At 63.6% G+C, this 25461-nt stretch carries 21 protein-coding genes and 1 other RNA gene; 19 read left to right on the plus strand and 3 right to left on the minus strand.

Features of this window, described 5'->3' with window-relative positions; all coding sequences use genetic code 11:
- Window positions 1-54 precede the first annotated feature (54 nt).
- On the minus strand, window positions 55-426 hold the full coding sequence (locus tag ACNFCH_RS00575) for a YraN family protein (protein ID WP_337158568.1): 372 nt from the start codon (window positions 424-426) through the stop codon (window positions 55-57).
- Window positions 426-2243 carry a penicillin-binding protein activator gene (locus ACNFCH_RS00580; RefSeq protein ID WP_416742083.1) on the minus strand — a complete coding sequence of 606 codons (1818 nt, stop codon included), beginning with the start codon at window positions 2241-2243 and terminating at the stop codon, window positions 426-428. Before ACNFCH_RS00580 ends, ACNFCH_RS00575 begins: the two co-directional genes overlap by 1 nt.
- A 220-nt stretch (window positions 2244-2463) precedes the next feature.
- Here ACNFCH_RS00580 and rsmI point away from each other — a divergent pair, with 220 nt between their 5' ends.
- From rsmI to lpxC, 18 genes are all read left to right on the plus strand, one after another.
- Window positions 2464-3306: a 16S rRNA (cytidine(1402)-2'-O)-methyltransferase gene (gene rsmI / locus ACNFCH_RS00585; RefSeq protein ID WP_416742151.1), complete on the plus strand. Its 843-nt coding sequence runs from the start codon at window positions 2464-2466 to the stop codon at window positions 3304-3306.
- Between the two features lie 68 nt (window positions 3307-3374).
- An RNA gene (gene rnpB, locus ACNFCH_RS00590) (RNase P RNA component class A) lies at window positions 3375-3733 on the plus strand.
- Window positions 3734-4043: 310 nt separating this feature from the next.
- Window positions 4044-4499: a division/cell wall cluster transcriptional repressor MraZ gene (gene mraZ / locus ACNFCH_RS00595; RefSeq protein ID WP_011535546.1), complete on the plus strand. Its 456-nt coding sequence runs from the start codon at window positions 4044-4046 to the stop codon at window positions 4497-4499.
- The gene (rsmH, locus tag ACNFCH_RS00600) at window positions 4496-5443 is read left to right on the plus strand and encodes a 16S rRNA (cytosine(1402)-N(4))-methyltransferase RsmH (protein ID WP_416742084.1); all 948 of its coding nucleotides are present in this window, start codon (window positions 4496-4498) and stop codon (window positions 5441-5443) included. The genes mraZ and rsmH overlap by 4 nt, the downstream gene beginning before the upstream one ends.
- The gene (gene ftsL, locus ACNFCH_RS00605) at window positions 5440-5733 is read left to right on the plus strand and encodes a cell division protein FtsL (protein WP_070092339.1); all 294 of its coding nucleotides are present in this window, start codon (window positions 5440-5442) and stop codon (window positions 5731-5733) included. The genes rsmH and ftsL overlap by 4 nt, the downstream gene beginning before the upstream one ends.
- Window positions 5733-7463: a peptidoglycan D,D-transpeptidase FtsI family protein gene (locus ACNFCH_RS00610; RefSeq protein WP_196163157.1), complete on the plus strand. Its 1731-nt coding sequence runs from the start codon at window positions 5733-5735 to the stop codon at window positions 7461-7463. Before ftsL ends, ACNFCH_RS00610 begins: the two co-directional genes overlap by 1 nt.
- Window positions 7463-8926 carry a UDP-N-acetylmuramoyl-L-alanyl-D-glutamate--2,6-diaminopimelate ligase gene (locus ACNFCH_RS00615; RefSeq protein WP_337158570.1) on the plus strand — a complete coding sequence of 488 codons (1464 nt, stop codon included), beginning with the start codon at window positions 7463-7465 and terminating at the stop codon, window positions 8924-8926. The genes ACNFCH_RS00610 and ACNFCH_RS00615 overlap by 1 nt, the downstream gene beginning before the upstream one ends.
- Window positions 8919-10286: a UDP-N-acetylmuramoyl-tripeptide--D-alanyl-D-alanine ligase gene (locus ACNFCH_RS00620; RefSeq protein WP_337158571.1), complete on the plus strand. Its 1368-nt coding sequence runs from the start codon at window positions 8919-8921 to the stop codon at window positions 10284-10286. The genes ACNFCH_RS00615 and ACNFCH_RS00620 overlap by 8 nt, the downstream gene beginning before the upstream one ends.
- Window positions 10286-11368: a phospho-N-acetylmuramoyl-pentapeptide-transferase gene (gene mraY / locus ACNFCH_RS00625; RefSeq protein WP_337158572.1), complete on the plus strand. Its 1083-nt coding sequence runs from the start codon at window positions 10286-10288 to the stop codon at window positions 11366-11368. Before ACNFCH_RS00620 ends, mraY begins: the two co-directional genes overlap by 1 nt.
- 6 nt (window positions 11369-11374) lie before the next feature.
- Window positions 11375-12721, plus strand: coding sequence for a UDP-N-acetylmuramoyl-L-alanine--D-glutamate ligase (gene murD, locus ACNFCH_RS00630; RefSeq protein ID WP_416742085.1), 1347 nt, complete (start codon window positions 11375-11377; stop codon window positions 12719-12721).
- Window positions 12718-13932, plus strand: coding sequence for a putative lipid II flippase FtsW (gene ftsW, locus ACNFCH_RS00635; protein WP_416742086.1), 1215 nt, complete (start codon window positions 12718-12720; stop codon window positions 13930-13932). The genes murD and ftsW overlap by 4 nt, the downstream gene beginning before the upstream one ends.
- On the plus strand, window positions 13922-15001 hold the full coding sequence (gene murG, locus ACNFCH_RS00640) for an undecaprenyldiphospho-muramoylpentapeptide beta-N-acetylglucosaminyltransferase (RefSeq protein ID WP_337158574.1): 1080 nt from the start codon (window positions 13922-13924) through the stop codon (window positions 14999-15001). The genes ftsW and murG overlap by 11 nt, the downstream gene beginning before the upstream one ends.
- A complete protein-coding gene (gene murC / locus ACNFCH_RS00645) occupies window positions 14994-16448 on the plus strand; it encodes a UDP-N-acetylmuramate--L-alanine ligase (protein ID WP_070092346.1) in 1455 nt (484 codons plus the stop codon). Before murG ends, murC begins: the two co-directional genes overlap by 8 nt.
- Window positions 16445-17401 (plus strand): D-alanine--D-alanine ligase, encoded by a 957-nt coding sequence (locus ACNFCH_RS00650; RefSeq protein ID WP_337158575.1) that lies wholly within the window; start codon window positions 16445-16447, stop codon window positions 17399-17401. The genes murC and ACNFCH_RS00650 overlap by 4 nt, the downstream gene beginning before the upstream one ends.
- A 5-nt stretch (window positions 17402-17406) precedes the next feature.
- Window positions 17407-18276 (plus strand): cell division protein FtsQ/DivIB, encoded by an 870-nt coding sequence (locus tag ACNFCH_RS00655; protein ID WP_070092348.1) that lies wholly within the window; start codon window positions 17407-17409, stop codon window positions 18274-18276.
- A gap of 14 nt (window positions 18277-18290) precedes the next feature.
- Entirely contained in the window at window positions 18291-19547 is a 1257-nt protein-coding gene (gene ftsA, locus ACNFCH_RS00660; protein ID WP_070092349.1) for a cell division protein FtsA, read from the plus strand.
- Between the two features lie 56 nt (window positions 19548-19603).
- Window positions 19604-20800, plus strand: coding sequence for a cell division protein FtsZ (gene ftsZ / locus ACNFCH_RS00665; RefSeq protein WP_043207523.1), 1197 nt, complete (start codon window positions 19604-19606; stop codon window positions 20798-20800).
- 112 nt (window positions 20801-20912) lie between these two features.
- Window positions 20913-21824 (plus strand): UDP-3-O-acyl-N-acetylglucosamine deacetylase, encoded by a 912-nt coding sequence (lpxC, locus tag ACNFCH_RS00670; protein ID WP_070092350.1) that lies wholly within the window; start codon window positions 20913-20915, stop codon window positions 21822-21824.
- Between the two features lie 59 nt (window positions 21825-21883).
- Here the strand turns inward: lpxC and ACNFCH_RS00675 are convergent, their stop codons facing one another.
- Window positions 21884-22345 carry a DUF721 domain-containing protein gene (locus tag ACNFCH_RS00675; protein WP_337158576.1) on the minus strand — a complete coding sequence of 154 codons (462 nt, stop codon included), beginning with the start codon at window positions 22343-22345 and terminating at the stop codon, window positions 21884-21886.
- Between the two features lie 368 nt (window positions 22346-22713).
- On the opposite strand from ACNFCH_RS00675, the gene secA reads away from it, so the two are divergent.
- Complete coding sequence (secA, locus tag ACNFCH_RS00680) at window positions 22714-25452, plus strand: preprotein translocase subunit SecA (protein WP_337158577.1); 2739 nt, start codon at window positions 22714-22716, stop codon at window positions 25450-25452.
- Window positions 25453-25461: the final 9 nt, after the last annotated feature.

Below are 25461 nucleotides of genomic sequence, written 5' to 3' on the forward strand. Positions count from 1 at the left end.
GACGCGCGACAGGGACCAGCCCGCGAAACATAGAGCTAAAAAATCGGAATGGGTTCAGCATTCGAAGGCGTTTTTCAGCCATTGCAGCGGCTGGCCCGCATGGTGGCTGCCCTGCAGGGCGACAACGTCGAAGCGGCAGGGCTGATCGGCCCAGCGTGGCTCCTTCTGCAGGAACAGGTTGGCGGCTAGCGCCAGTCGCTTCTGTTTGCGCATGTCGATGCTGCCGACGGCTCCGCCGAAGGCCGCGTGCAACCGGTAGCGGACTTCGACGAATACTACTGTATCGGCGTCGAGCATGACCAGATCGAGCTCACCACCCTTGCATCGCCAGTTGCGCGCCAGCAACTGCAGACCCTGCCCTCGAAGAAACGCGAGGGCATGGTTTTCCGCAGCCTGGCCAGCGCTGGCAGGCGGCGCGTCGGGCATCAGCGAGGGGTGTCCGGCAGGCGCTTGACCTGGCCGCCCGAGAACTCGGCCCAGGGCAGTTGGCGTTCGACGCGCTGGCTGGGATTCATGGTCAGGCTGCCGGAAAGGCCTTCGACACGGTTGTCGGGCAGGGCCTTGAGCTGGTTCAGGCGCGGCGCCAGGCTGTAGGCATCGACACCCATCGCGTACAGGCGGCCGAGGCTGCCAGCGGCCTGAGGCCACTGCTGGACGACCTGCTGGCGCAGGCTGTTGGCGGAATCGAGCAGCCACGGGGTTTCGCAGAAGCGAATGCCGTTCATGTCGTTGTACTGGTTCACGTCACCGCTGGCACTGTACAGGTTCGAGGTGGCATAGACCGGAACGTCACCGGCGTACTGGAAATTCAGGGTCGGCTTGATCTGCTGCGCCTGTTGCGGGGTCGAGGCGAGGAAGATGAAGTCGATGTCCTGGCGACGCGAAGGCTGTGCGGCGATGGTGCCACCTACAGTGCTTTGAAGGCTCTTGGCGCGACCTTCGCTCTGGCGCAGTTGGAACAGTTCGGCGATCTGTTGTGCCAGGGCGACCGGCTGGGCGATGCGTTCGGCGGCCAGCAGGGTGCCGCCGTGGCTTTCCCAGTCTTGGCGGAAGGCGGCCAGCACGCGGTCACCCCATTCGCCGCTCGGTACCAGTGCCACGGCGCGAACCATGCCGTCGGCGCGAGCACGGCGGGAGACTTCGCGGGCTTCGTCCTCGGCGGCAAGGCCGAACTGGAACAGCTGTGGTGGTGCTTTCTGTCCGGCGTCGGCGTAGTTCAAGGCCAGGGTGGTGATTGGCAGTTGCGGGTAGGCCGCAAGCTTTTTCACCAAGGGTTTTTCCAGAGGGCCGACGACCAGTTGCACGCCGGCAGCTTGAGCCTGGCGATAGAACTCATCGAGCGAGGTCATGCGCGAGCTGTCGAAGACCTGTACGGCCGGGGCGGGCTGGCCGGACTGCTGGGCCTGGAAGTGGGCAGCCATGAAACCATCACGCAGGGCGCGGGCAACGCCCGCGAGCGGGCCTTCCTGAGGCAGCAGCAGGGCGATCTTGGTCAGTGGCTGGCTGGCCAACTCTTTGAGTTTGGCCAGGGCCTGCGGCAGTTGCTTGGCGGCCGGGTGATCCGGGTGCTGGTCGCGCCAGGTGTCGATGGCGGCCTGTTGTTGCTCCAGGGTGCCAGCGCGCTTGACGGTCAGGGCCAGGCTGGTCCAGCCGGCGAGGGTTTCATTGTTGGCGGGCTGTTGCAGTTGCTCGGCTGGCAGCGAGGCGACGAGAGCCCAGATGGCGTCGTCGTTCGCCGCGGCGGCCTTGTCGCTGAGCAGCGGGGCAAGCAGTACGCGTTGCTGGGCGGCGGCCAGAGCCTGACCGTCGGCCTCCAGGGCGGCGGCGTGAACGCTGTAGGTGCGTGCCTGCTGGTCCTTCGGCAATTCGTCCAGGCGTTGCAGGCTCGGGTGGGCGAGGGCGCTCAGGGCCGCCTTGGGCTGGTTGCGGCTCATGGCGAGCTCGGCGGCCAGGGTGCTGGCGAACACTTGTTGGGCCGGCTTGAGCGAGTCCATCGGGACCTGCTCGAGAATGCGTGCGGCGCGTGGGTAATCCTTCTGCTTGTAGGCCAGGTCGGCGGCGCTCAGGCGCAGCAGTGCGGCATCTTCCGCGGACTTGCTGGTGGCTGCCTTGTCGAGCAATTGCTCGATGCTGGCATCCGGGGTGCGTGGCAGTTCGCCCAGGCTGGATGAGGGCGAGCTGGCGCAAGCTGCCAGCAGGGCAGCGAAGCAGAGGGCTGTGAACAGCCGCAGGCAAGCGATCATGTAAAGGTCCTGTTACTCGATCAAGGTGGCCGGCAATTGTACCCAAGCGTCGGCCGGGGCGCGATGTTGCTGACGTGGATCCTTCACTATAGGTCGTCTGCAGGAGCAGCCCCTTGAAGTTCTTTGCGCGCTGTTACGGGTGCTCGGGCTACAATGGCGCCTTTGATCCACAAGACAGGTGTGCGCAGTGACTGATGTTGCAGGGGCTTCGAAATCCACGATGGGGACGCTTTATGTCGTCGCCACGCCGATCGGCAATCTGGACGACATGAGCGCCCGGGCCCTCAAGGTCCTGGCGAATGTGGCGCTGATCGCTGCCGAAGATACCCGTCACTCGGTGCGCCTGCTCCAGCACTTCGGTATCGACACCCCCTTGGCGGCTTGCCACGAGCACAACGAACGGGATGAAGGCGGGCGATTCATCACCCGTCTTCTGGCCGGGGACGACGTGGCGTTGGTGTCGGACGCCGGTACGCCCTTGATCTCCGATCCGGGCTACCACCTGGTGCGCCAGGCGCGCGCCGCTGGGGTGCAAGTGGTGCCGGTGCCGGGCGCCTGCGCATTGATCGCCGCCTTGTCGGCGGCGGGGCTGCCGTCGGACCGGTTCATCTTCGAAGGCTTCCTGCCGGCCAAGACGGCCGGTCGCCGCGCTCGGCTCGAGCAGGTCAAGGAAGAGCCGCGTACCCTGATCTTCTATGAAGCACCACACCGTATCCTCGAATGCCTGGAGGACATGGAAGCGGTGTTCGGTGCGGACCGCCCCGCCGTGCTGGGGCGTGAACTGACCAAGACTTTCGAGACCCTCAAGGGTTTGCCGCTGGGTGAGTTGCGCGCCTTTGTTGCAGGCGACAGCAACCAGCAGCGGGGTGAATGCGTGGTGTTGGTCGGCGGCTGGAGCGCGCCTGAGGACGAACAGGCCATTAGCGGAGAGGCGCAGCGGGTGCTGGATCTGTTGCTGGCGGAGTTGCCACTCAAACGCGCGGCGGCACTGGCGGCGGAAATCACTGGTGTGCGTAAGAACTTGCTCTATCAAATTGCACTGGAAAAACAGAAATCTCAGTAGTGGCAAATTGATATTCTTTAGTGGCGTCACTTGTTCTTGAGCGCGCCTGCCGTTAACCTTGTCGGCGGAGAGTCGATCGGACAGTCGCTGCCTTCTTTTGTTTCGCAAAAGAGGGGGGAGGAAAGTCCGGGCTCCATAGGGCAGAGTGCCAGGTAACGCCTGGGGGCGCGAGCCTACGGAAAGTGCCACAGAAAACAACCGCCTAAGCACTTCGGTGCCGGTAAGGGTGAAAAGGTGCGGTAAGAGCGCACCGCACGACTGGCAACAGTTCGTGGCTAGGTAAACCCCACTCGGAGCAAGACCAAATAGGGTTCCTTACGGCGTGGCCCGCGTCGGAACCGGGTAGGTTGCTAAAGGCGTCCAGTGATGGCCGTCGTAGAGGAATGACTGTCCTCGACAGAACCCGGCTTACAGATCGACTCTCCACCTCTTCCTTCCCTGCTTGAATCGATAGCAGATATGTCCTGGTAATACCGAAAAATTCTTACTCTTAATAAATCACTTTAAGTTCGCGCCGCATGTGTCCGCGTGTCTTTGATTTTTCTCGCCAAATTTCTTCGCTGGTAGTCGTTCCTCCTTCCTTTGTTGCGCTAAATCGCCGTCCTGTAAGGGATTTCCTTATGAACGTGCCTTGACGGTGTGGCGGACGGATTCCTATAGTGTGCGCAAGTGGCAGAAAGTGGGATGAAGTGGGTTTTCTGACCAAATAAAGCTAACATCAGTGGGGAATCGCAGCCGTGTTCCGCGGAGCCAACGCCGTCAGCCTCGATGCAAAGGGCCGACTCGCCATGCCGAGTCGGTACCGTGACGAGCTCGATTCGCGTTGCAATGGTCAGTTGATCGTGACCATCGACGCTGTAGACCCCTGCTTGTGTGTTTATCCCCTCGATGAGTGGGAACAGATCGAAGCCAAATTGCGTGCCTTGCCGTCGTTGCGTGAGGAAAACCGCCGCCTGCAGCGTTTGCTGATCGGTAATGCGGTGGACCTGGAGCTCGATGGCAGTGGTCGTTTTCTGGTACCGCCCCGTTTGCGCGAATACGCCAAGCTCGACAAGAAGGCGATGCTGGTGGGGCAACTGAACAAATTCCAGCTGTGGGATGAGGATGCCTGGAACGCGGTTTCGGCAGCCGACCTTGCAGCTATTCAACAACCGGGCGCCATGCCCGATGACTTGCGTGACCTGATCCTGTGACGATAGATAGCGGCTTCAACCACATCACCGTGCTGCTCGACGAGGCTGTCGAGGCATTGGCCCTGCGCGCCGACGGTTGCTATCTGGATGGCACCTTTGGGCGGGGTGGGCACAGCCGCCTGATCCTCAGCAAGCTCGGGCCGCAAGGGCGGCTGCTGGGGTTCGACAAAGATCCACAAGCGATTGCGACGGGGCAAGCGCTGGCGGCCGAAGACGGCCGCTTTGTCATTGTGCAGCGCAGCTTTGCCGAGATGGGCGATGAAGTCGCGCAGCGCGGCCTCGATGGCAAGGTCAGCGGCATTCTGCTCGACCTGGGCGTCTCCTCGCCGCAGTTGGATGACCCCGAGCGTGGTTTCAGTTTCCTCAATGATGGCCCGCTGGATATGCGCATGAACCCCGACCAGGGCATCAGCGCCGCCGAGTTCATCGCCACCGCCCCCGAAGAAGAAATCGCCCGTGTCTTCAAGGAGTACGGCGAGGAGCGCTTCGCCAAGCGCATGGCGCGGGCCGTGGTGCAGCGCCGCGAACAGCAGCCGTTCACCCGCACAGGTGATCTTGCCGAAGTGCTCAAGGTCGCCAACCCCGCCTGGGAGAAGGGCAAGAACCCCGCTACCCGCGCCTTCCAGGGGCTGCGTATTCATGTAAACAACGAACTGGGCGATCTCGAGACCGGCCTTGAAGCCGCAATCGAAGCGCTGGAAGTCGGTGGCCGCCTGGCGGTGATCAGCTTCCACTCGCTCGAGGACCGCATCGTCAAGCTGTTCATGCGCAAGTTGGCCAAGGGTGAGGCGGACAACCTGCCGCGCAACCTGCCGGTGCAGCACAAGGTCTTCGAACCCAAGATCCGCCTGATCGGCAAGGCGCAATTCGCCTCCGATGCAGAGCTTCAGGCCAACCCGCGCGCGCGCAGTGCCGTGATGCGGGTGGCGGAGAAACTGCGGTGAGCCGGCTGTTCGCCAAACCTTTGCCAGGCGGAAGCTTCCTGATGCTTCTGCTGTTTGTCGGTGTGCTGGTGTCGGCGATCGCCGTGTCCTACAGCGCCCATTGGAACCGTCAGTTGCTCAACACCCTCTACGGCGAGCTGAACGAGCGCGACAAGGCTCAGGCTGAATGGGGGCGGCTGATTCTCGAGCAAAGCACCTGGACCGCCCACAGCCGTATCGAGAACCTGGCCAGCGAACAGCTGAAAATGCGCGTGCCGGCCGCTGACGAAGTGCGGATGGTGGCGCCATGATGAAGCTCGAAGGCGCACTCTACCCCTGGCGCTTCCGGGTGGTGATCGCATTGCTGGCGCTGATGGTCGGTGCCATCGCCTGGCGCATCATCGATCTGCAGGTGGTCGACCGTGATTTCCTCAAAGGGCAGGGCGATGCTCGCAGCCTGCGTCATATTCCTATTCCCGCGCACCGTGGCCTGATCACCGATCGTAACGGCGAGCCGCTGGCTGTCAGTACGCCGGTCACTACCCTGTGGGCCAACCCCAAGGAAATGCAGGTCGCCCGTGATCGCTGGCCACAGCTGGCTGCCGCGCTCGGGCAGAACGCTCAGCAGCTGACCGAGCGCCTGACCCAGCAAGCCAATAAAGAATTCATCTATCTGGTTCGGGGTCTGACACCGGAGCAGGGCCAGCAGGTGCTCGATCTCAAGGTGCCGGGTGTCTACGGCATGGAAGAATTCCGCCGCTTCTATCCGGCGGGCGATGTCACTGCGCATATGGTGGGCTTCACCGACCTGGACGACCACGGTCGCGAAGGGGTCGAGCTGGCCTATGACGAATGGCTCGCCGGCGTGCCTGGCAAGCGCCAGGTGATCAAGGACCGACGCGGTCGGCTGATCAAGGACATCCAGGTTACCAAGAACGCCAAGGCCGGAAAGACCTTGGCGTTGTCCATCGACTTGCGTCTGCAATACCTGGCCACCCGCGAACTGCGCAATGCCATCGCCGAGCAGGAAGCCAAGGCAGGTAGCCTGGTGATCATGGACGTCAAGACCGGTGAGGTTCTGGCGATGGTCAACCAGCCGACCTACAACCCGAACAACCGCCGTAGCATGTTCCCCGCAGCCATGCGCAACCGGGCGATCATCGACGTGTTCGAGCCAGGCTCCACGGTCAAGCCGATCTCCATGAGCGCGGCCTTGCAGAGTGGTCGCTGGAAACCCACCGACAAGGTCGAGGTCTACCCGGGCAGTCTGCAGATCGGTCGCTACACCATCAAGGACGTGTCCAGGAGCGAAGGCCCGATCCTCGACCTGACCGGCATCCTGATCAACTCCAGTAACGTCGGCATGAGCAAGATCGCCTTCGACATTGGTGGCGAGGCGATCTACCGGGTCATGTCCCAGGTCGGTCTGGGCCAGTACACAGGCCTGGGCTTCCCGGGCGAGCGTGTTGGCAACCTGCCCAACCACCGTGAATGGCGCAAGGCCGAGACCGCTACGCTGTCCTACGGCTACGGCGTTTCGGTGACGGCGCTGCAACTGGTGCACGCCTACGCGGCGATTGCCAACGACGGCAAGATGGTGCCGCTGTCGATTCTCAAGGTCGACAAAGCGCCGGAGGCCGTGCAGGCGATTCCGGCCGACACCGCCGAAACCGTACAGGCCATGTTGCAGCAGGTCATCGAAGCCCCGCGTGGCGTGTTCCGTGCCCAGGTGCCGTTCTATCACGTGGGTGGCAAGTCCGGGACCGCGCGTAAGGCCACCGTCGGCTCCAAGGGCTACACCGAAAACGCCTATCGCTCGCTGTTCGCCGGTTTTGGTCCGATGAGCGATCCGCGCTATGCCATCGTCGTGGTCATCGATGAGCCGAGCAAGGGCGGCTACTTCGGCGGCCTGGTATCGGCTCCCGTATTCAGCAAGGTGATGTCGGGCACCCTGCGCCTGATGAACGTACCGCCGGACAACCTGCCGCAACCCGCGACCCAGCAGGCCAGCGCAGTACCCGCCAATGGAGGGCGTGGTTGATGACAATGCCATTGAGCAAGCTTTTCGCCCATGCCAGCCGCGATCCGCTGATCCGCGAGCTGACCCTCGACAGCCGCCAGGTGCGGCCGGGCGATCTGTTCCTGGCTGTGCCTGGGGCGAAGGTCGATGGCCGTGCGCACATCGCCGATGCCCTGGCCCGTGGCGCTGCCGCAGTGGCCTATGAAGAACAGGGCGCGAGCGTTCTGCCGATCACCGAGGTGCCGCTGATCCCTGTGCGTGGCCTGATTGGCCAGCTGTCTGAGATCGCCGGGCGCTTCTATGGCGAGCCGAGCCGTCAACTGGACCTGGTTGGTGTCACCGGCACCAACGGGAAGACCAGTGTCACCCAACTGGTGGCTCAGGCCCTCGATGCCCTGGGCCAGCGTTGCGGTCTGATCGGTACCCTGGGCACCGGCTTCTATGGCGAGCTGCGCAGCGGGCGCCTGACTACACCGGACCCGATCGCCGTGCAGGCGACCCTGAATGACCTCAAGCATGGCGGCGCCAAGGCCGTGGCGATGGAAGTGTCGTCCCATGCCCTGGAGCAGGGCCGTGTCGCGGCGCTGGCATTCGATATCGCGGTGATGACCAACCTGTCCCGCGATCACCTGGACTACCACGGCAGCATGGAGGCCTACGAGGCCGCCAAGGCCAAGCTGTTCGCCTGGCCGAACCTGCGTTGCCGCGTGGTCAACCTGGACGATGAATTCGGTCGTCGCCTGGCCCAGAGCCATGGCGAGTCGCGTCTGATCAGCTACAGCCTGCTGGATTCGACCGCCACGCTGTTCTGCAAGCAAGCCCGCTTCGATGACGACGGCGTGCGCGCGGTGCTGGTGACCCCGCAGGGTGAGCACGCGCTGCGCAGCCGTCTGCTGGGCCGCTTCAACCTGAGCAACATGCTCGCCGCCGTGGCCACGCTGCTGGCGCTGGACTATCCGCTGGACGAGATCCTCAAGGTCACCCCGCAACTGCAAGGCCCCATCGGCCGCATGCAGCGTCTGGGTGGTGGCGACAAGCCGTTGGTGGTGGTCGATTACGCCCACACCCCCGATGCCCTGGAAAAAGTGCTCGAAGCCCTGCGCCCGCATGCCCATGGCCACCTGTTGTGCCTGTTTGGTTGCGGTGGCGATCGTGATCGCGGCAAGCGCCCTTTGATGGCCGAAGTGGCCGAGCGCCTGGCCGATCGCGTGCTGGTCACCGATGACAACCCTCGCACCGAAGACCCACAGCGGATCTTCGATGACATTCGCCCTGGTTTCGCCAAGCCCGCTGACGTCGAATTCGTCGCCGGCCGGGGCGAGGCCATCGCCCACCTGATTGCCACCGCTGCTGCCGACGACGTCATCGTCCTGGCCGGCAAGGGGCATGAGGACTACCAGGAGATCCATGGCGAACGCCATGACTTCTCCGACCTGGTCGAAGCCGAGAAGGCACTTGCAGCCTGGGAGGCTCCGCATGCTTAAGCCCATGACACTCAGCCAGCTGACCGCGCCGCTTGCGGGGCGTCAGGTCGGCGTCGACGCAAGCTTCAGCGGTGTCAGCATCGACAGTCGCACCGTGGGCGCCGGGCAGTTGTTCGTCGCCCTGGCCGGGCCGCGTTTCGATGGTCACGATTACCTGGCCGACGTGAAAGCCAAGGGCGCCGTGGCGGCCCTGGTGGAGCGCGAAGTGGAAGGTGTCGACCTGCCACAATTGGTTGTCGCCGACAGTCGTCTGGCCCTGGGCCAGCTCGGTGCCCTGAACCGCGCCGCGTTCGACAAGCCCGTCGCGGCCATCACCGGCTCCAGCGGCAAGACCACGGTCAAGGAGTTGCTTGCCGGCATTCTTCGCACCCGCGGGCTGGTACTGGCCACCCGTGGCAACCTGAACAACGACCTCGGCGCGCCCCTGACCTTGCTGGAAATCTCCCCGGAGCACAGTGCCGCGGTGATCGAGCTGGGCGCCTCGCGCATCGGCGAGATCCGCTACACCGTTGGCCTGACCCAACCTCAGGTGGTCATCATCAACAATGCCGGTACCGCCCATGTCGGCGAGTTCGGCGGCCCCGAGAAAATCGTCGAGGCCAAGGGCGAGATCCTCGAAGGTCTGGGCGAGGGCGGTACGGCCATCCTCAATCTGGCTGACAAAGCCTTCGAGATCTGGCGCAAGCGCGCGGGCCAGCACCGCGTCCTCAGCTTCGCGCTGGATAACCCACAGGCCGATTTCCATGCCAGCGACATTGGGCGCGACGCCCGTGGCTGCCCATCGTTTACCTTGCATGGGCCGCAAGGCTCGGTGCAGGTGCAACTGAACCTGCTGGGCACTCACAACGTCAGCAATGCATTGGCCGCAGCCGCGGCCGCCCATGCCCTGGGTGTGAGCTTGGAAGGTATTGCCGCCGGGCTGGGCGCGGTTCAACCGGTCAAGGGCCGGACCGTCGCCCAGATCGCCCCTAATGGCGTGCGGGTCATCGACGACAGCTACAACGCAAATCCCACCTCGATGTGCGCTGCCATTGATATACTCGCCGGCTTTTCCGGACGCACCGTCCTGGTGCTCGGGGATATCGGCGAACTGGGGCAATGGGCAGAAGAAGGCCACCGTCAGGTGGGGGACTATGCCCGTGGCAAGGTCGACGCCCTGTACGCGGTGGGTACCAACATGGCCCACGCGGTCGCGGCGTACGGCGCCAATGGCCGCCATTTCGCTACCCAAGCTGAGCTGATCGATGCCGTTCGCGCCGAGACTGCCAGCGACACCACTATCTTGATCAAGGGCTCGCGCAGCGCTGCGATGGAAAACGTCGTGGCGGCCTTGTGCGGTCCCAGCGGGGAGAAACATTAATGCTGCTGCTGTTGGCCGAGTATCTGCAACAGTTCTACAAGGGCTTCGCGGTCTTCCAGTACCTGTCCCTGCGCGGGATCCTGGGTGTATTGACCGCGCTGTCCCTGGCGCTGTGGCTCGGGCCGTGGATGATCCGCACCCTGCAGATCCGCCAGATCGGTCAGGCTGTCCGTAACGACGGCCCGCAATCGCACCTGTCCAAGTCCGGCACCCCCACCATGGGCGGCGCCTTGATCCTGTCCGCCATCGGCATCAGCACCCTGCTGTGGGCCGACCTGACCAACCGCTACGTCTGGGTCGTGCTGATCGTGACCCTGCTGTTCGGTGCCATTGGCTGGGTGGACGACTACCGCAAGGTGATCGAGAAGAACTCCCGTGGCCTGCCGAGCCGCTGGAAGTACTTCTGGCAATCGGTGTTCGGCCTGGGCGCCGCAGTGTTCCTGTACATGACCGCACCGACCAGCGTCGAGACCACGCTGATCGTACCGATGCTCAAGGACCTCACCATTCCCCTGGGCGCGTTCTTCATCGTACTGACCTATTTCGTCATCGTCGGCTCGAGCAACGCGGTCAACCTGACCGACGGCCTCGATGGCCTGGCGATCATGCCAACCGTGATGGTCGGCGGTGCCCTGGGCATCTTCTGCTACCTGTCGGGCAACGTGAAGTTCGCCGAATACCTGCTGATCCCGTATGTGCCGGGCGCCGGTGAGCTGATCGTGTTCTGTGGCGCGCTGATCGGCGCAGGCCTGGGCTTCCTGTGGTTCAACACCTACCCGGCCCAGGTCTTCATGGGTGACGTCGGTGCGCTGGCGCTGGGCGCGGCGCTTGGCACCATCGCGGTCATCGTTCGCCAGGAAATCGTCCTGTTCATCATGGGCGGTGTGTTCGTCATGGAGACCCTGTCGGTGGTGATCCAGGTGGCCTCCTTCAAGTTGACCGGCAAGCGGGTGTTCCGCATGGCGCCGATTCACCACCACTTTGAACTCAAGGGTTGGCCCGAGCCGCGGGTGATCGTCCGATTCTGGATCATCACCGTGATTCTGGTGCTGATCGGCCTTGCCACCCTGAAACTGAGGTAGATGAGCGTGTCACTGATCGCTTCCGACCAATTCCGCATCGTTGTCGGCCTCGGCAAGAGCGGCATGTCCCTGGTTCGCTTCCTGGCGAGCCGGGGCATTGCCTTTGCGGTCGCCGATACCCGCGAGCAGCCGCCGGAACTGGAAACCCTGCGCCGTGAATACCCGCAGGTGGAAGTGCGCTGTGGCGAGTTGGACGTGGACTTCCTGTGCCGCGCCAACGAGCTCTATGTCAGCCCTGGGCTGGCCCTCGCCACGCCGGCGCTGCAACAGGCCGCGTCCCGTGGCGTGATGCTGTCCGGCGACATCGAACTGTTCGCGCGATATGCCAAAGCGCCGATCGTGGCGATCAGCGGTTCCAACGCCAAGAGCACCGTCACCACCCTGGTTGGGGAGATGGCCGCCAAGGCTGGCAAACGTGTGGCAGTCGGCGGCAACCTGGGTACGCCGGCGCTGGACCTGCTGGATGACGCGGTGGAGCTGTATGTCCTGGAGCTTTCCAGCTTCCAGCTGGAGACCACCGACCAACTCAACGCCGAAGTGGCCACTGTGCTGAACATCAGCGAAGACCACATGGACCGCTATAGCGGTCTGCCGGCCTATCACCTGGCCAAGCACCGGATCTTCCGTGGCGCTCGCCAAGTCGTGGTCAACCGCCAGGATGCCCTGAGCCGGCCGTTGCCCGTCGAAGGGCGCCCCTGCTGGACCTTTGGCCTCAACGTGCCGGATTTCAAGGCCTTTGGCCTGCGTGAAGTCGACGGCGAGAAGTACCTGGCCTTCGAATTCCAGACCCTGATGCCGGTACGCGAACTGAAGATCCGCGGCGCTCACAACCAGAGCAACGCCCTGGCCGCCTTGGCCCTGGGCCATGCCGTTGGCCTGCCGTTCGCACCGATGCTCGAAGCGCTGCGCGAATTTGCCGGGCTCGCCCACCGCTGCCAATGGGTGCGTGAGCGCAACGGCGTCAACTGGTACGACGACTCCAAGGCCACCAACGTCGGCGCCGCCCTGGCTGCCATCGAAGGTCTGGGCGCGGACATCGACGGCAAGCTGGTGCTGATCGCCGGGGGCGACGGCAAGGGTGCGGACTTCTCCGCGCTGCGTGAGCCGGTGGCGCGTTTCTGCCGCGCCGTCGTCCTGCTGGGGCGTGATGCCGAGCGTCTGGCCGAGTCGCTGGGCGAGGGTGTGCACCAGGTTCGAGTCAAGACGCTGGATGAAGCCGTGCAGCAATGCGCCCTGCTGGCCGAACCTGGCGATGCCGTGTTGCTGTCGCCAGCCTGCGCCAGCCTCGACATGTTCAAGAACTTCGAAGAACGCGGACGTCTGTTCGCCCGGGCGGCGGAGGGGCTGGCATGATTTTCGGCATCCTCAAGCCTTACCCATCGCCGCTGATCAGTGGTCGCGGCATCGACCTGGACTTCGCCTTCCTCGCCGGTTGCCTGGCATTGCTGGGCCTGGGCCTGGTGATGATCACCTCGGCCTCCTCGGAAGTGGCTGCGGTGCAGTCGGGCAACCCGCTGTATCACATGTTCCGTCACCTGGTGTATGTGGCCTTGGGCCTGGTCGCCTGTGGCGCGACCATGATGGTGCCGATCGCCACTTGGCAGCGCATGGGCTTCATGATGCTGGTCGGTGCCTTCGGCCTGCTGTTCCTGGTGTTGGTGCCGGGCATTGGTCGTGAAGTGAACGGCTCCATGCGCTGGATCGGCTTCAGCTTCTTCAACGTCCAGCCCTCGGAGATCGCCAAGGTCTTCGTGGTCATCTACCTGGCCGGTTACCTGGTGCGTCGCCAGCAAGAAGTGCGCGAGAGCTGGATGGGCTTTTTCAAACCGTTCATCGTGCTGCTGCCGATGGCCGGCCTGCTGCTGATGGAGCCGGACTTCGGCGCCACCGTAGTGATGATGGGCGCGGCCGCGGCCATGCTCTTCCTCGGCGGGGTGGGATTGTTCCGCTTCAGCCTGATGGTGGTGCTGGCGGTGGTGGCAGTGTTCATCCTGGTCCAGGCCCAGCCTTACCGGATGGCGCGCCTGATCACCTTCACCGACCCCTGGGCCGACCAATTTGGCTCCGGCTACCAGCTGACCCAGGCGCTGATCGCCTTCGGTCGCGGCGAGTGGCTTGGCGTGGGCCTGGGCAACAGCGTGCAGAAGCAGTTCTACCTGCCTGAGGCGCACACCGACTTCGTGTTCTCGGTCCTGGCCGAGGAGCTGGGCGTGGTCGGCTCGCTGTGCACCGTGGCGCTGTTCGTCTTCGTCACCGTGCGGGCCCTGTACATCGGCCTGTGGGCGGAAAAGGCCAAGCAGTTCTTCGCCGCCTACATGGCGTTTGGTCTGGCGTTCCTGTGGATTGGTCAGTTCTTGATCAACATCGGCGTGAACGTCGGCCTGCTGCCGACCAAAGGCCTGACCCTGCCGTTCCTCAGTTACGGCGGCAGCTCGCTGGTGATCTGCTGTGCCTGCGTGGGGTTGTTGCTGCGCATCGAATGGGAGAGCCGGACGCACCTGGGCAGCGAGGAGCACGAGTTCAAGGAAAGCGATTTTGCCGAGGAGACCAACCATGGCCGCTGACGGCAAGAACGTTCTGATCATGGCCGGTGGCACCGGTGGGCATGTCTTCCCGGCCCTGGCCTGCGCCCGTGAGTTCCAGGCCCGTGGCTACAGCGTGCACTGGCTGGGCACGCCGCGCGGCATCGAGAATGAACTCGTGCCCCAGGCAGGCCTGCCCTTGCACCTGATCCAGGTCAGCGGCCTGCGCGGCAAAGGCAAGCTGTCGCTGTTCAAGGCACCGTTCACCTTGGTCAAGGCTGTGCTTCAGGCGCGCCGCATCATTCGCCAGCTCAAGCCCGTCTGCGTGCTGGGCTTTGGCGGCTACGTGACCGGCCCGGGCGGTGTCGCCGCGCGGCTGTGTGGCGTGCCGTTGGTCATCCATGAGCAGAACGCCCGTGCCGGTACCGCCAATCGGCTGCTGGTGCCGCTGTCGGCGCGAGTCTGCGAAGCTTTCCCGGACACTTTTCCGGCCAGCGACAAACGCCGTACTACCGGCAATCCGGTGCGCCCGGAGCTGTTCCTGGAGGCTCAACGCGCCCCGTTGGCCGAGCGCCGCGCACGCCTGTTGGTGCTCGGTGGCAGCCTGGGTGCGGAACCATTGAACAAATTGCTGCCTAAGGCCCTGTCGGAAGTGCCCGCGAACCTGCGCCCCGAGGTGTTCCACCAGGCTGGCAAGCAACATGCGCCGGTCACCGCCGAGCGTTATCGCGAGGCGGGGGTCGAGGCTCAGGTAGAGCCCTTCATCAAGGACATGGCCCACGCCTATGGCTGGGCCGACATGGTGGTATGCCGGGCGGGTGCCCTGACCGTCAGCGAACTGGCTGCGGCAGGTCTGCCCTCGGTGCTGGTGCCTTTGCCCCACGCCATCGACGACCACCAGACCCACAACGCCCAATACCTGGCTCGTGAAGGCGCTGCCTTCCTGATGCCACAAGCGACAACTGGCGCAGCGCAGCTCGCTGAACGCCTGAACGAGGTGCTGATGCAACCCGAGAAACTCAACACCATGGCCGGCACCGCACGGCGCCTGGCCAAACCTGCCGCAACCAGCACCGTGGTCGATATCTGCCTGGAGGTGGCCCATGGTTGAGAGCCAGAAAGCCATGCCCCAGCCGAAGATGGGCCGTATCCGTCGCATCCACTTCGTCGGTGTCGGCGGCGTGGGCATGTGCGGCATCGCCGAAGTGCTGCTGAACCTGGGTTACCAGGTGTCCGGCTCGGACCTCAAGGCGTCCCCGGTCACCGAGCGCCTGGAGTCGTTCGGCGCCGAGATTTTCGTCGGCCACCGTGCCGAGAACGCCGCCAACGCCGATGTGCTGGTGGTGTCCAGCGCCATCAACCCGGCCAACCCGGAAGTCGCCACCGCCCTGGAGCGCCGCATTCCAGTGGTGCCGCGCGCCGAGATGCTCGCCGAACTGATGCGCTACCGTCATGGCATCGCCGTGGCTGGTACCCACGGCAAGACCACCACCACCAGCCTGCTGGCATCGGTGTTCGCTGCCGGCGGCCTGGACCCGACCTTCGTCATCGGTGGTCGCCTGACCGCAGCCGGTACCAACGCCCAGCTCGGCACCAGTCGCTACCTGATCGCCGAAGCCGATGAGAGCGACGCCAGCTTCCTGCATCTGCAGCCGATGGTCGCGGTCGTCACCAACATCGACGCCGACCACATGGCCACCTACGAAGGCGACTTCAACAAGTTGAAGAAAACCTTCGTTGAGTTCCTGCACAACCTGCCGTTCTACGGTCTGGCAGTGATGTGCCTGGACGATCCGGTGGTGCGCGAGATCCTGCCGCAGGTCAAGCGCCCGACCGTGACCTATGGCTTCAGCGAAGAAGCTGACGTGCGTGCCATCAACGTCCGCCAGCAAGGCATGCAGACCCACTTCACCGTGCTGCGCCGTGACTGCGAGCCGCTGGAGGTTTCGGTCAACATGCCGGGCAACCACAACGTACTCAATGCCCTGGCCACCATCGCCATCGCCACTGATGAAGGCATCAGCGACGACGCCATCGTCCAGGGCCTGTCGGGCTTCCAGGGCGTGGGTCGGCGCTTCCAGGTGTACGGCGAACTGCCGGTCGACGGCGGCAGCGTGATGCTGGTCGACGACTATGGGCATCACCCGACCGAAGTCGCTGCGGTGATCAAGGCCGTGCGGGGTGGCTGGCCGAGCCGACGCCTGGTGATGGTCTATCAGCCGCACCGCTACAGCCGCACCCGCGACCTGTACGACGATTTCGTGCAGGTCCTGGCGGATGCCAACGTATTGCTGCTGATGGAGGTCTACCCGGCCGGCGAGGAGCCGATCCCAGGTGCCGACAGTCGCCAGCTGTGCCACAGCATCCGTCAGCGCGGGCAATTGGACCCGATCTACATCGAGCGTGGCGTCGACCTGGCGCCGCTGGTCAAACCATTGCTGCGTGCCGGCGACATCCTGCTGTGCCAAGGCGCCGGTGACATCGGTGGCCTGGCGCCGCAACTGATCAAGAGCCCGCTGTTCGCTGGCGCCGTCGCCAGCCAGGAGAAGTCGAAATGAGCAGCGCCTACGACAAATTGCACTCGACCCTGGACGTCAAAGCCTTCGGTCGCGTCGCCGTACTCTACGGCGGCAAGAGCGCCGAGCGCGAGGTGTCGCTCAAGTCCGGCAAGGCGGTGCTCGAAGCGCTGACCAGCGCCGGTGTCGACGTGGTTGGCATCGACGTGGGCGATGATCTGCTGGCGCGCCTGCAGAGCGAGAAGATCGACCGCGCCTTCATCATTCTCCACGGCCGTGGTGGCGAAGACGGCAGCATGCAGGGCCTGCTGGAGTGCCTGGACATTCCCTACACCGGCAGCGGCATCCTGGCCTCGGCCCTGGCGATGGACAAACTGCGCACCAAGCAGGTCTGGCAGAGTCTGGGTATTCCGACCCCGCGCCATGCCGTGCTGGGCAACGAACACGATTGTGTCGAGGCCGGTGCGGAACTGGGCTTCCCGTTGATCGTCAAACCGGCCCATGAAGGTTCCAGTATCGGCATGGCCAAGGTGAACAACGAGCAAGAACTGGTTGCCGCCTGGCGCGATGCCGCCCGTTACGACTCTCAAGTGCTGGTCGAGCAGTGGATTCATGGTCCGGAGTTCACCGTGGCCGTGTTGCGTGGTCAGGTGCTGCCGCCGATTGCCCTGGGTACGCCGCACGTGTTCTACGACTACGACGCCAAGTACTTGGCCAACGATACCCAGTACCGCATTCCGTGCGGCCTGGACAGCGCCAAGGAGCAGGAGCTGATCGACCTGACCGCACGTGCCTGCGATGCCATCGGCATCGAAGGTTGGGGGCGGCTGGACGTGATGCAGGACGAGCAGGGCCGGTTCTGGCTGCTCGAAGTCAACACCGCACCCGGCATGACCGACCATAGCCTGGTGCCCATGGCGGCCCGCGCGGCCGGTCTGGACTTCCAGCAACTGGTGCTGGCGATCCTGGCCGAAAGCGTAGCGACGCGAGGTTGAGAGCCATGCACGGCGCGATGATACGTCAGCAGCAACCCGTTACCGGCCGTAGCAAGCCGGTGCCGCGTGGTGCCAGCCGACTGGTGGCCGACGAGCCCGTATCGGCGCGCCTGCCGCGGCCCAGTCTGGGCGGCCTCAAGCGCCTGCTGTGGCCGGTGCTGTTGGTCGCTGCGGGGTTCGGTGCCTATGAAGGCGCCGTGCGCCTGATGCCGTACGCCGACCGGCCGATCACCAAGATCGCCGTGCAGGGCGACCTGAGCTACATCAGCCAGCAGGCGGTGCAGCAGCGAATCGCGCCGTATGTTGCTTCGAGCTTCTTCAGCGTCGACCTCACGGCGATGCGCCTGGAGCTCGAGCAGATGCCCTGGATCGCCCATGCCGAAGTCCGCCGGGTATGGCCGGACGAGGTGGTGATCCGCCTGGAAGAACAGTTGCCGGTGGCGCGTTGGGGCGATGAAGCCTTGCTCAATAACCAGGGCCAGGCCTTCACCCCGCGCGAACTGGCCAACTACGAGCACCTGCCGCAGCTGTTCGGGCCGCAGCGCGCTCAGCAACAAGTCATGCAGCAGTATCAGGTACTGAGCCAGATGCTGCGCCCCCTGGGCTTTTCCATCGCTCGCCTGGAGCTGCGCGAGCGAGGCAGTTGGTTCCTCACCACCGGCGCGGGCAGCGCCGGGCCGGGGATCGAGCTGCTGTTGGGGCGCGACCATCTGGTGGAGAAGATGCGCCGTTTCATTGCCATTTACGACAAGACACTCAAAGAGCAGATCACCAACATCGCCCGCGTTGATCTGCGGTACGCCAACGGGCTTGCCGTTGGCTGGCGGGAACCGATTGCACCGACGACGGCCCAACCCGCCGTTGCGAAGAATTAGAGAGAGGCAGGACCATGGCAAACGCGCATAGCGGCAAAATGATCGTCGGGCTGGACATCGGCACCTCCAAGGTGGTGGCGCTGGTGGGTGAGGTGGCCGCTGACGGCACTCTGGAAATCGTGGGCATCGGTACCCATCCGTCCCGCGGCCTGAAGAAGGGCGTGGTGGTGAACATCGAGTCCACCGTGCAGTCGATCCAGCGCGCAGTGGAAGAAGCGCAGCTGATGGCCGGCTGCCGCATCCACTCGGCGTTCGTCGGTGTCGCCGGCAATCACATTCGTAGCCTGAACTCCCACGGCATCGTCGCCATTCGCGATCGGGAAGTCAGCACCGCTGACCTCGAGCGCGTCCTGGACGCCGCCCAGGCCGTGGCCATTCCGGCCGACCAGCGGGTGCTGCACACCCTGCCGCAGGACTACGTGATCGACAACCAGGAAGGTGTGCGCGAGCCCCTGGGTATGTCCGGCGTGCGTCTGGAAGCCAAGGTCCACGTGGTCACCTGCGCGGTCAATGCGGCCCAGAACATCGAAAAATGCGTGCGCCGTTGTGGCCTGGAAATCGACGACATCATCCTCGAGCAGCTGGCATCGGCCTACTCGGTCCTGACCGATGACGAAAAGGAGCTGGGTGTGTGCCTGGTGGACATCGGTGGCGGTACCACCGACATCGCCATCTTCACCGAAGGTGCCATTCGCCACACTGCGGTGATCCCGATCGCGGGCGACCAGGTGACCAACGATATCGCCATGGCCCTGCGTACCCCGACCCAGTACGCCGAGGAAATCAAGATCCGCTACGCCTGCGCCCTGGCCAAGCTGGCCGGCGCTGGCGAGACCATCAAGGTGCCGAGCGTGGGCGATCGCCCACCGCGCGAGCTGTCGCGCCAGGCCCTGGCCGAGGTGGTGGAGCCCCGTTACGACGAGCTCTTCACCTTGATCCAAGCCGAGCTGCGTCGCAGCGGCTACGAGGACCTGGTGCCGGCCGGCATCGTCCTGACCGGCGGTACCGCGAAGATGGAAGGCGCTGTGGAATTGGCCGAGGAAATCTTCCACATGCCGGTGCGCCTTGGCGTGCCACATAGCGTTCGGGGGCTGAGCGATGTCGTACGCAACCCGATCTATTCCACCGGCGTGGGCTTGCTCACCTATGGCCTGCAAAAGCAGACCGAGGACCTGCCCCTGACCGGCAACAGCAGCAACAACAGCTATGGCGATGAACCGAAGGCCCCGGTGCTTGAACGATTCAAGCGTTGGGTCCAGGGCAACTTCTAAGTTTCAAAGCAGTAGTGGTAGGCGCAAAAACTAGAGAACAGTTAAGGAGAGGGAAAATGTTCGAGCTCGTAGACAACGTCCCGCAAAGTCCGGTCATCAAAGTGATCGGTGTCGGTGGTGGTGGTGGCAACGCCGTCAACCACATGGTCAAAAGCAACATCGAAGGCGTCGAGTTCATCTGCGCCAACACTGATGCCCAGGCGCTGAAGAACATCGGCGCGCGCACCATCCTGCAACTGGGTACCGGTGTCACCAAGGGCCTGGGTGCCGGCGCCAATCCGGAAGTCGGCCGCCAGGCCGCGCTGGAAGACCGTGAGCGCATCGCCGAGGTGCTGCAGGGCACCAACATGGTCTTCATCACCACCGGCATGGGTGGCGGTACCGGTACCGGTGCTGCGCCGATCATCGCCGAAGTGGCCAAGGAAATGGGCATTCTCACCGTTGCGGTGGTGACCCGTCCGTTCCCGTTCGAAGGTCGCAAGCGCATGCAGATCGCCGACGAAGGCATCCGCATGCTGGCCGAAAGCGTCGACTCGTTGATCACCATCCCCAACGAGAAGCTGCTGACCATCCTGGGCAAGGATGCAAGCCTGCTGTCCGCCTTCGCCAAGGCCGATGACGTACTGGCTGGCGCCGTGCGTGGCATCTCCGACATCATCAAGCGTCCGGGCATGATCAACGTCGACTTCGCCGACGTGCGCACCGTGATGGGCGAGATGGGCATGGCGATGATGGGTACCGGCTGCGCCAGCGGTCCGAACCGTGCCCGCGAAGCCACCGAGGCGGCGATCCGCAACCCGCTGCTCGAGGACGTCAACCTGCAGGGCGCCCGCGGCATCCTGGTGAACATCACCGCAGGTCCGGACCTGTCCCTGGGCGAGTACTCCGACGTCGGTAGCATCATCGAGGCCTTCGCCTCCGACCACGCGATGGTCAAGGTCGGCACCGTGATCGATCCAGACATGCGCGACGAGTTGCACGTGACCGTGGTCGCTACCGGCCTGGGCGCGCGTATCGAGAAGCCGGTCAAGGTCGTCGACAACACCCTGCAGAGCGCGGCCGCCGCTTACGAGGCTTCCAATCCTGCACCGGTGCGTCAGGAGCAGCCTGCCGTCAACTACCGCGATCTGGAGCGTCCGACCGTGATGCGCAACCAGGCCCACGGTGGTGCCGCAGCAGCAGCTAAACTCAATCCACAGGATGATCTGGACTACCTCGACATCCCGGCGTTCCTGCGTCGCCAGGCCGATTAATGGAATTTATCAGGGGTATAGGGGTGATTGGTGTTCAGCAAAGGCCGGGTCTGTTATCATCCCCAGCCTTTGTTGATACCTGTTCGCAATTTGCGCTGAAGCGGCCAATGCCATGATTAGACAACGCACCCTGAAGAATACCATCCGTGCCACAGGTGTCGGCCTGCACTCCGGGGAGAAGGTCTACCTGACCCTCAAGCCAGCGCCTGTGGACACCGGCATCGTCTTCCGCCGTGCCGACCTCGACCCAGTCGTCGAGATCCCGGCCCGTGCGGCCAACGTCGGCGAGACAACCATGTCGACGACGCTGGTCAACGGTGACGTAAAGGTCGATACGGTCGAGCACCTGCTCTCCGCCATGGCGGGCCTGGGCATCGATAACGCCTACGTCGAGCTCTCCGCCTCGGAAGTACCGATCATGGATGGCAGCGCGGGCCCCTTCGTATTCCTGATTCAATCCGCCGGCCTGGAAGAACAGGACGCTGCCAAGAAGTTCATCCGCATCCTGCGCGAAGTGACGGTGGAGGAGGGCGACAAGCGCGCCACCTTCCTGCCTTTCGACGGGTTCAAGGTGAGCTTCGAGATCGACTTCGATCATCCGGTACTGCGCAACCGGACCCAGAGCGCCAGTGTCGACTTCTCCAGCACGTCGTTCGTGAAGGAAGTCAGCCGCGCCCGTACCTTCGGTTTCATGCGCGACATCGAGTACCTGCGCAAGCACAACCTTGCGTTGGGCGGCAGTGTGGAAAACGCCATCGTGGTCGATGAGGACGGCGTGCTCAACGAAGACGGCCTTCGTTACGAAGACGAATTCGTCAAGCACAAGATCCTCGACGCCATCGGCGATCTTTACCTGCTGGGCAACAGCCTGATCGGCGAGTTCAAGGGCTACAAGTCCGGACACGCGCTGAACAATCAGCTGCTGCGCAAGCTCATCGCTGAGAAGGACGCCTGGGAAGTGGTCACTTTCGAAGATGCCAGCACGGCACCGATCTCCTACATGCGCCCTGTTGCGGCCGTGTAAGTTCGAACACTCTCTAGTTCATTGAGGCCACCTTCGGGTGGCCTTTTTTATGGGCGCCCTCAGCCCTTGTCCTTGCCCTGTGCGTGCGCCGCCAGGCGTTCCAAGGCTGCCCGCAATTTTGGGTCGGCAATGCCTTCGGCCGAGTCACGGATGCTCTCGGCGGCCTTGCTCGACAGCTCCACACCTTGACCATCCCGCTTGGCCGGCACCAGGGGCGGTTGCACCTTGAACAGGATGCGTTGCAGGTTACCGAACGCCTCCAGGGCCTGCAGTTGTCGCTGCAGGCGTTTTTGCTGATAGCGCAGGCGCGTGGCCCAGTGGCCATCCGTCACCACCAGTAACAAGGTGCCATCTCGCCAGGACGCCACATGGCAATGATCGCGGGCAGCCGGCTGCAGCTGGCTTTCCAGCAGGCGCTGCAAATGGGCCAGGCGCTCGGCCTGGTTGAGCAGCAGGCGCAGCGGTCTGGCCTGACGCAACAGCGCGGCGGGGGGCTGGGCGGGGGAGGGCTTGTAGGCCATGGGGGGTCGCAGGTGGTTACAGATTGGCCATCTTAACAGAAGCCGGGCCCTTGGCCTGACCCCCAGGCATGGCCAACGCGGCGGGTTTGTCGGCCAACTGCGGGCGCAGGCGGACGTGCAAGGGCGGCAAGCTGCTGATCTCTTTGGGAATTGTCCCTGATACGTTTCATCTTTCAGCACCTTGAACTTGCTCGAAAAGCCCTCATGTTAGGAGGGCCCCCGCCAAAGCGCTGTGCCAGCATCGTGGAAATCCACCACTTTCCTCACCATCGTTTCCGGGTAGAATGCTCGTTCGCATGCGGCCTCAGGGCTGCACGGGCGACTCATGGGGCCGCCCTCCATCCCTACGTGTGGAAGATCCTGCCGATATGTTTGCGCCTTTGTTAAAAAAACTTTTTGGAAGCAAGAACGAGCGTGAAGTCAAACGCATGCTCAAGACGGTGAACATCGTCAATGCCTTCGAAGAGAAGATGGTGGCCCTCTCCGACGAGCAACTGCGGAACAAGACCGCAGAGTTCAAGGAGCGCCTGGCCAAAGGCGAGACCCTCGACCAACTGCTGCCGGAAGCCTTCGCCGTGGCCCGTGAGGCCGGCAAGCGTGTCATGGGCATGCGTCACTTCGACGTGCAGCTGATCGGCGGTATGACCCTGCACGAGGGCATGATCGCAGAAATGCGTACCGGTGAAGGCAAGACCTTGGTCGGTACCCTGGCGGTCTATCTCAACGCACTGTCCGGCAAAGGCGTGCACGTAGTGACCGTCAACGACTACCTCGCCCGCCGCGATGCCAACTGGATGCGCCCGCTGTACGAATTCCTCGGTCTGTCCGTGGGCATCGTCTCGGCATTCCAGCCGCCGGAAGAAAAGCGTGCCGCCTACGCCGCCGACATCACCTACGGCACCAACAACGAATTCGGTTTCGACTACCTGCGCGACAACATGGCCTTCAGCCAGGAGGAGAAGTTCCAGCGTGAGCTGAACTTCGCCGTGATCGACGAAGTCGACTCGATCCTGATCGACGAAGCCCGTACCCCGCTGATCATCTCCGGCCAGGCCGAAGACAGCTCGAAGCTGTACATCGAAATCAACCGCCTGATCCCGCGCCTGAAGCAGCACATCGAGGAAGTCGAAGGCCAGGTCACCCAGGAAGGTCACTTCACCATCGACGAGAAGAGCCGTCAGGTGGAGCTCAACGAAGCCGGTCACCAGTTCATCGAAGAGATGCTGACCCAGGCGGGCCTGCTGGCCGAGGGCGAGAGCCTCTATTCGGCGCACAACCTGGGCCTGCTGACCCACGTCTATGCCGGCCTGCGCGCCCACAAGCTGTTCCACCGCAACGTCGAGTACATCGTCCAGGACGGCCAGGTCCTGCTGATCGACGAGCACACCGGCCGTACCATGCCGGGCCGTCGCCTCTCCGAAGGCCTGCACCAGGCCATCGAGGCGAAGGAAAACCTGAATATCCAGGCCGAGAGCCAGACCCTGGCTTCGACCACCTTCCAGAACTACTTCCGCCTTTACACCAAGCTGTCCGGCATGACCGGTACCGCTGATACCGAGGCCTTCGAGTTCGCCCAGATCTACGCATTGAACGTGATGGTCATTCCGCCGAACAAGCCTCTGGCGCGTAAGGACTTCAACGACCTGGTGTACCTGACCGCCGACGAGAAGTACGCCGCGATCATCGCCGACATCAAGGAAAGCATGAAGCAGGGCCGTCCGGTCCTGGTCGGTACCGCCACCATCGAGACGTCCGAGCACATGTCCAACCTTCTGAAGAAAGAAGGTATCGACCACAAAGTGCTCAACGCCAAGTACCACGAAAAAGAGGCCGAGATCATTGCCCAGGCCGGCGCGCCGGGTGCACTGACCATCGCCACCAACATGGCCGGTCGTGGTACCGACATCCTGCTGGGCGGTAACTGGGAGGCTGAAGTCGCCGCCCTGGAGAACCCCAGCGCCGAGCAGATCGCCCAGATCAAGGCCGACTGGCAGAAGCGTCACCAGCAGGTGATCGAGGCCGGTGGCCTGCATGTGATCGCCTCCGAACGTCACGAATCCCGTCGTATCGACAACCAACTGCGTGGTCGTGCCGGTCGTCAGGGTGACCCGGGCTCCAGCCGCTTCTACCTGTCGCTCGAAGACAGCCTGATGCGTATCTTCGCCTCTGACCGGGTGAAGAACTTCATGAAGGCGTTGGGCATGCAGTCCGGCGAGGCCATCGAGCACCGCATGGTCACCAATGCCATCGAGAAGGCCCAGCGCAAGGTCGAAGGCCGTAACTTCGACATCCGTAAGCAACTGCTCGAATACGATGACGTGGCCAACGAACAGCGCAAGGTGATCTACCACATGCGCAACAGTCTGTTGGCCGCCGAGAACATCGGCGACACCATCGCCGAGTTCCGCCAGGAAGTGCTCGATGCCACCATCAGCCAGCACATCCCGCCGCAGTCGCTGCCTGAGCAGTGGGACGTGGCTGGCCTGGAAGCCGCGCTGGCCAGCGATTTCGCCATCAAGCTGCCGATCCAGCAGTGGCTCGACGAGGACGAGCGCCTCTACGAAGAGACCCTGCGCGAGAAGCTGCTCAACGAAATCACCACGGCCTACAACGAGAAGGAAGACCAGGCTGGCATCGATGCCTTGCGCACCTTCGAGAAGCAAATCCTGCTGCGTGTGCTGGACGATCTGTGGAAAGACCACCTGTCGACCATGGACCACTTGCGCCACGGTATTCACCTGCGTGGCTACGCGCAGAAGAACCCGAAACAGGAGTACAAGCGCGAGTCCTTCACCCTGTTCCAAGAACTGCTGGAGTCGATCAAGCGCGACACCATCCGCGTGCTCTCCCACGTTCAGGTTCGCCGCGAGGACCCGGCCGAAGAAGAAGCCCGCCTGCGCCGCGAAGCCGAGGAGTTGGCTCAGCGCATGCAGTTCCAGCATGCCGCCGCCCCAGGCCTGGAAAGCGAGCAGCAGCTTGCCGAGGAAGGCGCCGAGGTGGCTGTGGCTGCCGCGCCGGTGCGCAACGAGCAGAAGCTGGGTCGCAACGAGCCGTGCTGGTGCGGTTCGGGCAAGAAGTTCAAGCACTGCCACGGCCAGATCGAGTGATCTGACCCC

This window comes from Pseudomonas sp. NY15354, assembly GCF_048068075.1.
Lineage (GTDB): Bacteria > Pseudomonadota > Gammaproteobacteria > Pseudomonadales > Pseudomonadaceae > Aquipseudomonas > Aquipseudomonas guariconensis_C.